13 protein-coding genes are annotated in these 13,503 nt (G+C 40.7%); 3 read left to right on the top strand and 10 right to left on the bottom strand.

What is annotated here, in order from left to right; translation table 11 throughout:
- Positions 1 to 170: 170 nt before the first annotated feature.
- Positions 171 to 1,502, top strand: coding sequence for a SprT-like domain-containing protein (locus ABJF57_RS18395; RefSeq protein ID WP_462232806.1), 1,332 nt, complete (start codon positions 171 to 173; stop codon positions 1,500 to 1,502).
- On the opposite strand, the gene phhA is transcribed toward ABJF57_RS18395, so the two are convergent.
- The 9 genes from phhA to ABJF57_RS18350 are packed head-to-tail and all read right to left on the bottom strand — an operon-like array spanning position 1,499 to position 9,542.
- Entirely contained in the window at positions 1,499 to 2,227 is a 729-nt protein-coding gene (phhA, locus tag ABJF57_RS18390; RefSeq protein WP_462232805.1) for a phenylalanine 4-monooxygenase, read from the bottom strand. The two genes, ABJF57_RS18395 and phhA, sit on opposite strands and share 4 nt — an antisense overlap.
- Before the next feature lies 1 nt (position 2,228).
- Positions 2,229 to 3,236 carry a 3-deoxy-7-phosphoheptulonate synthase gene (gene aroF, locus ABJF57_RS18385; RefSeq protein WP_462232804.1) on the bottom strand — a complete coding sequence of 336 codons (1,008 nt, stop codon included), beginning with the start codon at positions 3,234 to 3,236 and terminating at the stop codon, positions 2,229 to 2,231.
- 3 nt (positions 3,237 to 3,239) lie between these two features.
- The gene (trpA, locus tag ABJF57_RS18380) at positions 3,240 to 4,010 is read right to left on the bottom strand and encodes a tryptophan synthase subunit alpha (RefSeq protein ID WP_462232803.1); all 771 of its coding nucleotides are present in this window, start codon (positions 4,008 to 4,010) and stop codon (positions 3,240 to 3,242) included.
- 2 nt (positions 4,011 to 4,012) lie between these two features.
- Positions 4,013 to 5,197, bottom strand: a complete 1,185-nt coding sequence (gene trpB / locus ABJF57_RS18375; RefSeq protein WP_462232802.1) for a tryptophan synthase subunit beta — start codon at positions 5,195 to 5,197, stop codon at positions 4,013 to 4,015.
- Positions 5,194 to 5,814 carry a phosphoribosylanthranilate isomerase gene (locus tag ABJF57_RS18370; protein WP_462232801.1) on the bottom strand — a complete coding sequence of 207 codons (621 nt, stop codon included), beginning with the start codon at positions 5,812 to 5,814 and terminating at the stop codon, positions 5,194 to 5,196. Before ABJF57_RS18370 ends, trpB begins: the two co-directional genes overlap by 4 nt.
- On the bottom strand, positions 5,811 to 6,596 hold the full coding sequence (gene trpC / locus ABJF57_RS18365) for an indole-3-glycerol phosphate synthase TrpC (protein WP_462232800.1): 786 nt from the start codon (positions 6,594 to 6,596) through the stop codon (positions 5,811 to 5,813). The genes ABJF57_RS18370 and trpC overlap by 4 nt, the downstream gene beginning before the upstream one ends.
- Entirely contained in the window at positions 6,596 to 7,588 is a 993-nt protein-coding gene (gene trpD, locus ABJF57_RS18360) for an anthranilate phosphoribosyltransferase (protein ID WP_462232799.1), read from the bottom strand. Before trpD ends, trpC begins: the two co-directional genes overlap by 1 nt.
- On the bottom strand, positions 7,585 to 8,157 hold the full coding sequence (locus ABJF57_RS18355) for an anthranilate synthase component II (protein ID WP_462232798.1): 573 nt from the start codon (positions 8,155 to 8,157) through the stop codon (positions 7,585 to 7,587). The genes trpD and ABJF57_RS18355 overlap by 4 nt, the downstream gene beginning before the upstream one ends.
- The gene (locus tag ABJF57_RS18350; protein WP_462232797.1) at positions 8,154 to 9,542 is read right to left on the bottom strand and encodes an anthranilate synthase component I family protein; all 1,389 of its coding nucleotides are present in this window, start codon (positions 9,540 to 9,542) and stop codon (positions 8,154 to 8,156) included. Before ABJF57_RS18350 ends, ABJF57_RS18355 begins: the two co-directional genes overlap by 4 nt.
- 242 nt (positions 9,543 to 9,784) lie before the next feature.
- Between ABJF57_RS18350 and ABJF57_RS18345 the strand changes: the two genes are divergently transcribed.
- Both ABJF57_RS18345 and ABJF57_RS18340 read left to right on the top strand, forming a co-directional pair.
- A complete protein-coding gene (locus ABJF57_RS18345) occupies positions 9,785 to 10,207 on the top strand; it encodes a tellurite resistance TerB family protein (RefSeq protein WP_462232796.1) in 423 nt (140 codons plus the stop codon).
- Complete coding sequence (locus ABJF57_RS18340) at positions 10,194 to 12,464, top strand: DUF5916 domain-containing protein (RefSeq protein WP_462232795.1); 2,271 nt, start codon at positions 10,194 to 10,196, stop codon at positions 12,462 to 12,464. The genes ABJF57_RS18345 and ABJF57_RS18340 overlap by 14 nt, the downstream gene beginning before the upstream one ends.
- Here the strand turns inward: ABJF57_RS18340 and ABJF57_RS18335 are convergent.
- Positions 12,461 to 13,498: an alkane 1-monooxygenase gene (locus ABJF57_RS18335; protein WP_462260601.1), complete on the bottom strand. Its 1,038-nt coding sequence runs from the start codon at positions 13,496 to 13,498 to the stop codon at positions 12,461 to 12,463. The two genes, ABJF57_RS18340 and ABJF57_RS18335, sit on opposite strands and share 4 nt — an antisense overlap.
- Positions 13,499 to 13,503: the final 5 nt, after the last annotated feature.

The following is a 13,503-nucleotide window of genomic DNA, read 5'->3' as shown; positions in this document are numbered from 1 at the left end:
ATATTACTAATGTAGTTCATAATTTTACGCTTCCAAAAATTGTAACTACCTAGTTTTCAACAAGTTTTACCCTACTTTTCCACTTATTTATCCACATGAATTTGCATCGGTTTTTCAAGATTAGCTTTTTGATATTGGTGAGCACCACCGCCTTTCCTCAAGGCTCAACAATGAAATTGTTCAATGAAGATTCGAAGGAACTTATCGCTGAGCTTAGAAAACAAAAAAGAGATGAATTGGTCTCGCAGAATTATCCGGACGGGAGCGGCCATGAATCCATCTACAGACAGACAACCAACTACCTGATCTACCTTGTTCTAAACGAATATTTAATCAATGATGAAGAAATAAACCAGTTGGTTTATTCTCTATACCATAAAATGGCAGCATGCAACCCAACGATTAAGCCCGTTAAGAAGATTTTGATTGAAAGAGATGGCTTACTCAATGCTGCGTCCTATGGAGAGGGCACCATTATACTGAATATTGGTCTTATCGCAAGTGCTCAAAGTGAAGAGGAACTTGCATTTATTTTGGCACATGAAATGGCTCATTATCATTTAGAGCACCTTAAACAAAGAATTGAAAATCACATTGACAGAAATTCATATAGGCCTGTAATGAAACGTTTGAAAAAGATTCCTGAAGGAAATATGACCCTCGAGGACTTGCAATTCGTTCAGTCCTGGTTCACTAACTTTTTTAAAAACAGTCGAGGAAATGAATTGCAGGCAGATTCATTAGCGATGGAGATGTTTTATAATTGTGGATTCAGCAAAGTGGGTGGCTTGCAAGTATTAGAAGAATTAAAATCTGTTTATCAAGCTCCTTACCCGCTAAACAGAAACCTTTTCGACGAATTCATATTTGATGAATTACCTTTTAAAAAACGCTGGCTAAATACTAAAAAAGAACAGCAAACCGACAACATCTTCAATCACCTTTTGAATAGTGATTCAATTTCCACTCATCCTGATGTGGATTTGAGACTTGAGCAGCTACGCGCTTTTAAAAACCCAATTGAAGTCGCTTCAACGCCATTACCCCAATCCTTAATCGATCGATCAAAACTCGAATTGATCAATTCCTTTTATAAATATGAGTTGTATGATTTCGGTGTTCACACTGCTCTTCAACTGAAGCAAATATCTGACTCCATCAGCGACATTGATTTTCACATAAGCAGAATGATGTATGAAATAGCATTGGCAAAAAATGATGAAATACTTCCAAAATATGTTAAGCGTAATACAAAGAGTTATCCTGACGAGACCAGAGCACTGAATAATTTCCTCTACAACCTTACTGCATCAGAAGCTGCTGAAATAAGCTATTTGTTTGCTACGAAGAACTTTGACCCATCAAATCCAAATCATTACAGGATACTTTACAGAATTCATGAGTTAACAAACAGACTGGATAAAAATAAGCAGCTTAAGAAGGACTTCAAGAAGAATTTTCCGAAAGAAAGCATCACAAAGTATCCCGACGACAAAACCTAAGCGTCTACCAAATCAACCTGCTTTTTCAATAAGAGCTCTATCTCCGGTATGCTTTCATATAATTGCTCATACGATTCAGTTATGAAGTATTCGGTCTGAAACTTGTCTTTTCGATACGCTGTATCCAACATATGCCTCACGCTAAATGCATGCTTAGGTGGTTCGTCACTCAATGAAAACTTAGTTTCTCCTGCCGAAGAAAGTATTCCTGCGCCATATATTCTCAAGCCTTCTTTCTCTTGTATCAACCCAAACTCTACGGTAAACCAATACACTCTTGAGAGTAGCTCAATTGCGTACTCATTGCCTACATACTTCAATCCGATTTTACTCAATGCTTCCAGAAAATCAACAAAATGTTGATTGGTCAAAAGTGGGACATGTGCAAACACATCATGAAACATATCTGGTTCTTCCAGGTAATCCAGCTCTTTCATTTTCCTCAACCAGGTGGTCGCTGGGAATCGGCGATTGGCCATCAATTCAAAAAAAGTATAATCAGGAACGATTCCAGGAACCACCGCTAGTTGCCACCCGGTTGTATCCTGTAATATTTCATTGGTTTCCTTGAAGTCGGGAATGACTCCCGTCTCGAAATTTGCAATTTCTAATCCTTCACGATAGGCATGACTCGCGTGCGTAGGAAATTGCTTCATTTGCCTGTCATACAATATCTTCCATACTTCAAAATCCTCTTCCGTATAGTTTTCGTAAATCTGTCTCATGCTAGTTCTCAGCCATGCTGTTTAGAATTCTTAATTTATCTATTAGTTGGGTTGCCTCATGGTAATCAAGTGTTTGTTGTCCATCTGAAAAAGCCTCTTCAGGACGGCAGTGCGTCTCAAAGATGACACCATCTGCACCAGCTATGGTAGAAGCCATCGCTATTGACCCTACATGATCCCTGATCCCAATCCCATGTGAAGGATCAGCAATTACTGGAAGATGAGATTTCTCCTTGAGTATTGGAATGGCATTTATATCGAAAGTATTTCGTGACGCCCGCTCATAGGTGCGTATTCCACGCTCGCACAAAAGAAGACGCTCATTGCCTCCCGAAAATACGTACTCTGCACTGTAGAGCAATTCATCAATTGTCCCGGAAATCCCGCGTTTGATCATTACGGGTTTATCCACCCTACCCAATTCATCAAGCAGGTTGTAGTTTTGGGTATTTCTAGCCCCTACCTGAAAGATATCTACATAGTCATGCATAGCTTCGATTTGAGAAACCTGCATCACTTCTGAGATGATCTTTATTCCATTCTCTTTCGCCAGCTTGTACCAAAGTTTTAGCCCATCTATGCCCAGACCTCTGAATGAGTACGGTGAGCTACGCGGCTTATATACTCCGCCCCTCATGATCTTAATATCATTGGCTTTCAGAAAATTGATTGTGTCTAGGATATTCTCCTCTCCTTCAATGCTGCATGGACCCGCCATCAATGAAAAATTTCCACCACCAATTTTAATATCATCGCCCAAATCTATGACGGTTGAATTAACCTTCCATTTCGCTGAAACGAGTTTGTAGTCATCTGATACTACATGTATGTCTTTGATGCCCTCTAAATGACCAATTTTTCGGATGTCAAATTGCTTTTTTCCAGTTCCAATGAGGTAGTTTCCGTACTGCGTTTGTACTCTGGTAGTTTTGTACTTTAAGGCATGCAGCTCTTTTTCCACCAAAGCTGTCAATTCCCCATTTGTTCCTTTTTCTAACTGTATGATCATTTGCTAACCTTTTATTTTTTCTACAAAACCCCTGATTCCTTCATCGCTAGGGTTTTCTTTTAATTGCTTTATAAATGCACTGCCAATAATCGCCCCGCTCGCATATGTACATGCTGTTGAGAATGTTTCATGATCTGATATCCCAAAGCCGATTAAACTCGGTGTATTTAGTTGCATGGATTCGATTCGCTTGTAATACTCAACTTGTCCCTCTTGTACACCAGACTTAGCACCTGTAATGCTGGAAGAAGAAACCACATAAATGAATCCTCCAGACTTTTCATCTATCTGCTTAATTCTTTCCTCCGAAGTATTAGGGCTTATGAGAAAGATGTTATGAATTCCTGCGCTCTTAAATTTGGATGAATAGTTGTCTAAATATGCTTGCATTGGAAGGTCTGGAATGATCAAGCCATCAATACCGACTTCCTGACACTTTTCGCAAAAACGATCGATCCCAAATTGAATAACAGGGTTTACATACCCCATTAATAGCACAGGAATGGACACTTCGCTACGCAAGCTTTGCAGCTGCTCAAAAAGCTGCTTGATGCTCATTCCATTTTCAAGTGCGCGTTGGGAACTCTCCTGTATGGTAGGCCCATCGGCAACAGGATCAGAAAAAGGCATACCAATTTCCAACATGTCCGCACCTGCTTTTTCCAGCGACCTGGCTATTTGAATGGTGTCATCCAAATTTGGATACCCTGCCGTGAAATACACATTTAGGATATCCTTTTTTTCTTTAAAAACTTGATCTATTCTATTATCCATGATCAATATTTTCCCCATTTGATATAGGTCTCCAAATCTTTATCTCCTCTTCCTGAGAGGTTTAGTACAACAACCTCGTCTCTGCCAAATTTGCGATTTCCAAAAACAGCTAGCGCATGAGCAGACTCTATAGCTGGAATTATTCCTTCCAACTTACTGAGCTCAACTCCCGCTATCATAGCCTCCTCATCGGTAATCCCGAAAAATTCTCCTCGGTCGGATGAAAAAAGATGTGCATGCATTGGTCCGATACCAGGGTAATCCAATCCAGCTGAAATACTGTATGGCTCGACCACCTGTCCATCTTCTGTCTGCATGAGGATCGTTTTGCTTCCATGCAAAACACCGGGTTTGCCCAATGTGGTTGTGGCTGCTGATTTACCTGAAGCTACACCCATTCCTGCGGCCTCCGCGGCAATAAGGTTAACAGCGTCATCGTCCAAGAAGTGATAGAAAGCACCTGCAGCGTTGCTCCCTCCTCCCACGCAAGCGATAACATGATCTGGCGTGTTTCTGCCTTCCACTTCTTGCAGTTGTTTTTGTATTTCTTCGCTTATCACAGATTGAAATCGGGCCACTATATCGGGATATGGATGTGGACCAACCACTGACCCAATGATGTAGTGCGTATCATTTGGATGATTAATCCAATGACGCATGGCCTCATTCGTAGCATCTTTCAATGTTTTGCTTCCAGAGGTGGCGGGTCTTACTTCGGCACCCAAAATTTTCATTCGTTCGACATTGGGTTTTTGTCGCGCCATATCTACTTCTCCCATATGCACCACACACTCCAATCCCATCAATGCGCACACAGTGGCTGTTGCAACTCCGTGCTGACCTGCTCCTGTTTCAGCGATAATCCTCGACTTGCCAAGCCTCTTTGCCAACAAGATCTGGCCTATGGTATTGTTTACTTTATGCGCACCCGTATGACACAAGTCTTCACGCTTTAGGTAAATTCTTGTGCTGTATTTTTCTGATAGCCTTGAAGCAAAGTATAAAGGTGTTGGCCGTCCCACGTAGGTTTTAAGCAGTTGATCAAACTCATTTTTAAAATCTTTAGAATTAATGATCTCCAGATAGTTCTTCCGCAATTCTTCCACATTGGGATAAAGCATTTCTGGAATATATGCGCCCCCAAATTGCCCGTAATAACCTTTTTCATCTACATTGTATCGACTCATAGTGCAGACTTTAGCTCTCTAAGTTTTTCTAGATCTTTCATCCCAGGTTCGATTTCGAAACGGCTGTTTACATCCACACCAATGAGTTGTTCGATCTCCATGGATTTTATTTTCGAAACATCTTCCAACTGTATACCCCCACTCAGTAGGAATGGCACTTTTAGGTTATAATTTTTCAGAATGTTCCAATCAAAATGACGGCCAGAACCTCCATAATTAATGGAAGCAGTGTCAAAAAGAAAGTAGTCTGCGATTCCTTCATAATTCTTTGCGAAGAATGGGATCGAATCCATTACCCTAAAGACTTTAATCACTTTAAGGCCTTTCTCCTTTAGCGCATTGGCAAAAGATAAATCTTCATCTCCATGCAGTTGAATGTATTCTAATCCGTATTTACCGGCTATTTCTACAATCTGGCTCAGCGATTCATTCACAAAGACTCCAACCTTTTGAATACTCAATGGTATGCGCATGATCAAGTCTTCGTCCATTTCATCAGCATATCTTGGTGATTTGGAATAAAAAATGAATCCCATGAAGTCTGGCTTTAGCTCTACCAAACCCTGAATATTTTCAGGATTCCGCATGCCACAGACTTTTAGTTTTAGCTCACTCATAACAATTGCTTTATAAATTCTTTAGCAGCTTTTTCAGGTCTGCCACTTTTCATAAATGTTTCACCTATAAGAAACCCTTCAAAGCCATGTTTCTTTAGTTTTTTGATCACTTCCGGATCAGCAATACCGCTTTCGGAAACTTTCAAAAATTGAGAAGGGATAGATTCAGCCAGGTCGAATGAAGTCTTTACGTCCGTTTCGAAAGTCTTAAGATTCCGATTGTTCACTCCAATCAAATCCACTTTATCGGTGATGCTTTGTTCTAGTTCTAGTTTGTTGTGCACTTCCAGCAATACTTCCATCCCCAAGCTTTGCGCCAATGATCCTAATTTTTCTATTTCGGCTTTATTCAAAACTGCCGCTATCAATAAGATCGCATCAGCACCCAAGGATTTTGCTTCCACAACCTGATATTCATCTATCACAAAATCTTTTCGAAGAATGGGGCAATAGTTATATGACCTGGCCACTTTTAAATCCTCCGCTGAACCCCCGAAATAGGTTTGATCCGTTAAGATAGAGAGCCCCGAGGCTCCTGCCTGCATATAGCCTATGGAAGTCCGCTCAACAGAAACATGTCCATTAATCACCCCTTTTGACGGAGACTTTCGCTTAATCTCTGCTATGATCCCTGACTTATCTTCACGCCGCAGGTATTTCTTAAAAGAAACCGACTTTGCTTCATAAAATGTGCTGTTTTCCAGCAGTTTTACCGGATAGAGTTCTTTACTGGTAGCAACCTCTTTTCTTTTGGTCTCGATTATCTCGGAAAGAATGTCCATTAACTGTTTATGCTTAAAAATTTATCAAATGATTGAAGTGCCTTTTTGCCGAATAGCGACTCTTTCGCCTCGTTAATACCTTCGACAAATGGTATTTGTTTCACAGTAGCTATTGCAAGTCCGGCATTTGACAATACCGCATTATTTTGCGCCTCATTACCTTCTGCACCAAGTATTGACTGGAAAATATCCGAAGCATCCTTGATAGATTCCCCACCGTGCAGCTGCTCTTGCTGCAATGTGTCAAATCCAAGTGCATCTGGAGAAATGAGTTCTTCTGTATTATTAGATATCAGTTTAAAATCGCTCGTGAGCGAAATTTCATCATATCCATCCAATGAATGAACAATTGAAAATTGCTTGTCTGTATTTTGATAGAGGTATCCATATAACCTCGCCAGTTCCAAACTAAAAACCCCAACAAGTTGATTGGGTGGAAAAGAGGGGTTCACCATTGGACCAAGCATATTAAAAAAGGTCTTTATCCCTAATTCTTTTCGAATGGGAGCTACATGTTTCATGGCTGGATGAAACAAAGGAGCGTGCATGAAGCATAGACCTGAATGGTCGATCGAACGTTTCATCTGGTCTGTATCGCCCGAAAATTTCACACCGAGATATTCTAAAACATTTGATGACCCGCTGACTGATGACACCCCATAATTACCATGTTTTGCTACATTCACTCCTGCTCCAGCTACAATAAAAGAAGAGATGGTAGATATATTGAATGTATTCTTTCCATCCCCTCCCGTTCCACAAACATCAATAGCGTTGTATCCATCAAGGTCAACTTTATTGCATAATTCCAACATCGCATCTCTAAATCCCTCCAACTCCTGAACACGTATAGCTCTCATCAAATAAACGGTCAGGAAAGAAGCTATCTGGCTGTTGTTATACAAACCCGTAGCTAATCCTCTCAGTACTTCCTTAGCTTCCGCTCGAGAAAGCGCCTGGTTATTGATTAATCTGTTTAATATCTCTCTCATAACGCTATCCAGTTTTGCATCAATACTTTACCATGCTCTGTCATAATCGATTCTGGATGAAATTGAACCCCTCGCACATTGTACTCCTTATGTTTTATCGCCATGATATTTCCATTTTCAGCGACTCCCGTCACTTCCAAAGAATCTGGAAGGCTTCCCTTTTCTATTACCCAGGAATGATACCGACACACACTAAAAGATTTAGGCAAGTCTTTAAAGAGAAGATCCTCCGATGTGATTTCCACTGGTGTAACCATACCATGATATACCTGTGGAAGGTTGAAAAGCTTTGCTCCGAAAGCCTCGCCTATTCCCTGATGTCCCAAACAGACTCCAAGTATGTTCTTTGATGAGGCAAACCGCTCAATCACTTTGGGCATCAGTCCAGCATTTTCTGGAAGTCCAGGACCTGGAGAAAGTAAAATCTGATCATAAGCATCAACCTCTTCCATCTCAAATTGATCATTCCTGACAATTTTCATATGATCTCCTACCCCCAGCTCTCTCAGAATGTGAACCAGATTATAGGTGAAAGAGTCGTAATTATCTATGACTAATACCTTTTTCATAATTGTTCTGCCTCCTTAATTGCATGCTCTAAAGCACTCACTTTGTTAAACACTTCTTGAAGCTCATTTTCAGGTTTGGACTGAGCTACAATGCCTGCTCCCGCCTGAAATTTCAATGTATTGTCTTTACTCATGAAGCTTCGGATCATAATAGCATGATTGAAATTGCCTTTGAAGTCCATAAAACCAACCGCTCCTCCGTAAAACCCTCGTGGGGTATGCTCATTTTCTTCAATAATTTCCATGGCTCGAATTTTCGGTGCTCCCGAAAGGGTGCCGGCTGGAAAAGTCTCTGCGACAATATCCATAAATGAAGCTTCATCCTTTATCGTTCCTACTACCTTGGATACCAGGTGTATCACATGCGAATAGTATTGCACTTCCTTATAAGTTTCCACTTTCACGTCTTCGCAACTTCTGCTGAGGTCATTTCGCGCCAAGTCTACAAGCATGACATGCTCGGAATCTTCTTTTGGATCTTTGAGCAGCTTTTCAGCCAACTCTGAATCTGCCTTATCATTCCCACTTCGCCTAAAAGTACCCGCTATCGGGTGTATTTCTGCTTTTCCATCATTCAATACAATTTGTGCTTCAGGAGAAGAACCAAAAATGCGAAATCCACCATAATCGAAATAAAACAAATAAGGTGACGGGTTTACTGAACGCAGCGTTCGATATACCTGAAAATCATCTCCCTGAAATGGAATTTTGAAATTCCTTGATAGAACAACTTGAAATACATCTCCCACATGGCAATGATGGATACCTTTTTTTACCATTTCTACGTATTCCTCATCCGACTTATTCGATGTTTTTTCACCCGTAGTTTTGAAAGGGTATCCGGGAATGTTTCTTTGCTGAATCAAAGCAACCACTTCTTCAAAGAGCTTGTCATCCGCTTGGTCTACGTAAGACTCAATTATATGGCATTCGTTTTTAAAGTGATCAAGCGCAATGATGAACTTAAATAAATGATATTGGGCAATTGGTATTGACTCATCTACCTCTTCTAGTTTTAAATCACCGAACTGGCCTTTTGCGTCATAATTAAAATACCCAAACAATCCCGATCGAATAAAACCGGAAGAATTGCTGGATTCAAAAGAACTCACAAAGCCTTCAATTTCTACTTTTAAATCTTTCGATTCATATTTTTTTGGATTTTGGTCGGGCAGCTTACACTCAATGTTTTTTGCGTCAGCTTTCAGGTAAGCTAAGGGCGAACAGCAGATGTACGAGAAGCTATTTTCTGCTCCGTGATAATCAGAGCTCTCGAGTAAAAATGAGTTGGCAAAGCGATCACGCAACTTCAAGTAGATACTCACCGGGGTGATGGTATCCGCCAAAATCTTGCGTTCACGCGTATTAATCTGAATTTTCTTCATAGATATAAACAAAAAAAACCCTGACGAAACTGTCAGGGTTTATATTTTTTTAAACACAGCAGTGGCTCGTCAACAACGATTATTGCTTCTCCACCACCAATATGTTTTGATTGTTTTCATTCTACCGCTAAGCTAAATGTATTTTGTTCTAAAAAACAAGTTGAGTGAAAATTTTGTTATCTTTTTACAACCACTTGTAAAAGACCTTCCAGCTATTGATGTTTTTAAACTAAATTTCCGTCATGTTATCGCATGAAGAACAAATAAGTATACTCGCTCACTTATCTAAGGCCGACAATGTAGTTGCTGAAGAAGAATTCAGATTGATCATGTTCATTGCTGATGGACTTGGTGTTTCTGAGGAAAAAACTGCTGAGATTGTTAACAATCCACTTCCTATTCCTAAACTGAAAGGTCTGCCGGCAGATGAAAAATTCAATTACCTGTTTAACATCATCCGAATGATGAAGGCAGATGGTAAGGTTCATTCGAATGAAATTAAATTTTGTGAAAAGTTGGCATTGAATCTTGGATACAAACCAGGGGTAATCGCTGATCTTTCTGCATATATTTATAAAGATCCGAGCATCAATTCAAACAAAAGTTTCCTAAGGTCCATAGCCGACCAGCATCTAATCCCTATGGATAGCAATGACGAGGAGTAAATTACTTTTCGTTCTATCTATTTTATGGTTTACAAGTAACGCTCAAAATGCACCTGATAAGGTCATTTATGAGGTGTCGCGTGCTGATGAATCAATCATTATAGATGGAAAGCTAGACGAGGCTATCTGGTCTAAGTTACCTCGCGGTGGAGGGTTTGTTGAAACTTTTCCCACGGACAATACGCTAGCAAAAGACAGCACCCAATTCATGGTTACTTATACCGACAAGGCCATCATAATCGGAATTGTATGCTATGATTACAGCGACGGCAATTACATCTCCACTACGCTTAGAAGAGATTTCAATTGGGGGTCCAACGATAATGTAGCTGTTTATATTGACCCGTATAATGATAAGACCAATGGATTCACATTTCAGGTAACGCCTAACAATGTTCAACGTGAAGGACTTGTCTTGCTAGGTGGGCAAGTACGAGATGATTGGGACAACAAATGGTATAGTCAAGTGCATCAAGGGGCGGATTTTTGGTCAACGGAGATTTCAATTCCATTTAAAACCATCAGATACAATAACGTGGCACAATGGAATATTCAGGTTCTTAGAAATAATCTGAAGAGTAACGTACAAAGTGCCTGGGTTCAAGTACCCCAAGGGTACCGGCCGAGTAATATGACTTTTTCGGGTCAGCTCAACTGGGATATTCCGCCAAAATCTGCAGGATCGAATGTGACAGTGATCCCTTACGTCGCTGCGAGTGCTGGCAAAAACCATGAAGAAAATGAATCTACCCAATCTGATTTTGAAGCAGGGTTTGATGCGAAAGTTGCGGTGTCTAGTTCTCTCAACTTAGACTTGACCTTCAATCCGGACTTTTCGCAAGTGGAGGTCGACCAGCAGGTCACTAATCTTCAACGCTTTGAGATTTTCTTTCCAGAACGAAGACAATTCTTTCTCGAAAATCAAGATTTGTTTGCTGAGGGTGGATTTGGACGATCCAGGCCTTTCTTTTCCAGAAGAATAGGAATCCAAGGTTCTGGTGATACACGCCGAAATGTTCCCATTGTAGCAGGAGCTCGATTGAGTGGGAAGATAGGTAGTAAATGGCGCATTGGTGCCTTGAACATGGTTACTAATGAAGACGCTACCGCTGCTGAAATATCTCCAGCTCAAAACTATGCAGTAGCAGTCCTTGAACGGCAAATTTTCAATCGGTCCAGGCTCAGCGCCATATTCGTTGGTAGGAATAATTTAGGCAACTCCGCTGTAGCATACGACACGACAACCTTGATAAATACAGGGGAATTGCAGGATGAATTTGGTAATCCAATTGCCGCAGAAGACACATTGATTACGCTAAGCGAATACAACTATGTGTTTGGATTGGATTATAACCTTGCCACAGTTGATAACAGCTGGGAAGGTGATATTTTCTACCACAGGTCAGTAGATCCAAATGTAAGTGCTGACAAAAAATATGCAACCGGGGCTTTCTTACGTTATCGCAAGCCAGAATTCAGTGTGCGAGCAAATTTCCAGCGAGTTGGCGAAAATCACAATGCAGAAGTGGGGTTCGTACCAAGGACTGGTGTAACAAATTACGGTACTGGAACAGAGTACAATTTCTTTACTCGAGAAGGAAATCAGCTTCAGCGCCACGGACCAAGGATTAATTTTGGCGGTGTATTAACCAATGACTGGGACAGATTGGATAATGATGCGAGTTTAGAGTATCGATTTTCGTTTCTCAATACCTCTTACCTAGAGATAGGAGGAAATTGGAATTTTGTTTCACTCACTTCGTCTTTTGATCCATCACGCTCTGGGGACAATGAACTCGCTGAGAATACGGAACATAGCTGGACGAGTTATCGCATCTTTTATCGTTCCGATAGAAGAAAAAACTTCGTAGTAAGAGCTTCGGTTAGAAATGGAGGTTTCTTCAATGTAAAGAGATTCAATGCCGAATTAGGGTTAACGTTCAGACTTCCACCGATCATGCAAATCCAGCTAAATGGGGAATTCAACCGCATCTCATTGCCAGATCCTTTCGAAAATGTCGATTTGTATTTGATTGGACCAAGGTTTGATTTGACATTGAGCAATAACCTCTTCTTTACCACTTTTGTACAATACAATTCTCAGACAGAGAATCTTGGTCATAACTCGCGATTTCAATGGAGATTTAAGCCGGTATCTGACATCTTTCTGGTTTACACAGATAATTACATCACAGATGGCTTTCAAACACGTAATCGAGCGATTGTTTTTAAAATCAACTATTGGCTAAGCCTCTAAGCGGCTTGAGCTAGGCTTTCCTTCTTTATCTTTCTAATGCGTGGATTCATGATTGAAAACCACAAAGGGGGAATAATCGCTAAAATCATCATGCCTGGATACCCTGTAGGCATCTGCGGACTTTCTTCGATGTGTCTGAGTATTTGATATTTTCTACTGGCTATGTAGTGATGATCAGAATGCCTTGATAATTCAAACAAAATAATTCGTCCCAGTTTGTGATCGGAGTTCCATGAATGATGCGGCATTACTCGTTCATACACGTCCCCTTTCTTATCTCGCTCAAGACCATAATGCTCGATGTAGTTTACGGTCTCAAGCAGTAAAAATCCCATCACTGCTGCCAAAATGAAGTAACCCATCACTATCCATCCGAACAATAATCCGACAGCAACGGTAAACAGTACCTGGATGATCTGAAATTGCAGCATTTCATTGCGGAACGAAAATGCAGGTTTCCCTTTTTTTCTCAGCCTTTTTGCTTCAAGACTCCACGCGGACAGATAGGCAAAAACCACCGACCTCACCCAAAAAGTATATAAAATCTCTCCATACCTGGCGGATGATGGATCTTCCTTGGTACTTACATTTTTATGATGCCCACGGTTGTGCTCTATGAAGAAATGCATATACAGCGAGGTGAGCAATAGGCATTTTGCCATGAATTGTTCATACCGAGTTTTTCGGTGTCCCAGCTCATGTGCTACATTGATTCCTATGACACCGCACATCAGACCCATTGAAGTAATGCGGCCAATCTTATCGACCAGGGTTAGGCCGGCTTCCTGCATTGAGAATAGAAAAGTGACCAGTAATGCTATTTGAATCGGCACCATGACATAGAGTTGCAAGTCATAGATAGCAGCATCTTTTGATTGGTCTTCTTTTCCAGGAGTGAGGTTTTCAGCATTGGGCTTAAACGCCAATTCCATTAGCGGGATTAGAAGAAAGGACTCGAAAAGTGGTAGATAGGTAAGCCAGCCGGTTGTGTTAAAACTAATCCATGCCAGTGCTGGTAAAATAAGCACGTTCATGTATT

This window comes from Ekhidna sp. (assembly GCF_039940915.1).
GTDB lineage: Bacteria > Bacteroidota > Bacteroidia > Cytophagales > Cyclobacteriaceae > Ekhidna.
Note: the sequence above shows the minus strand (reverse complement) of the source record. Positions and strands in the feature narration are given on the sequence as shown.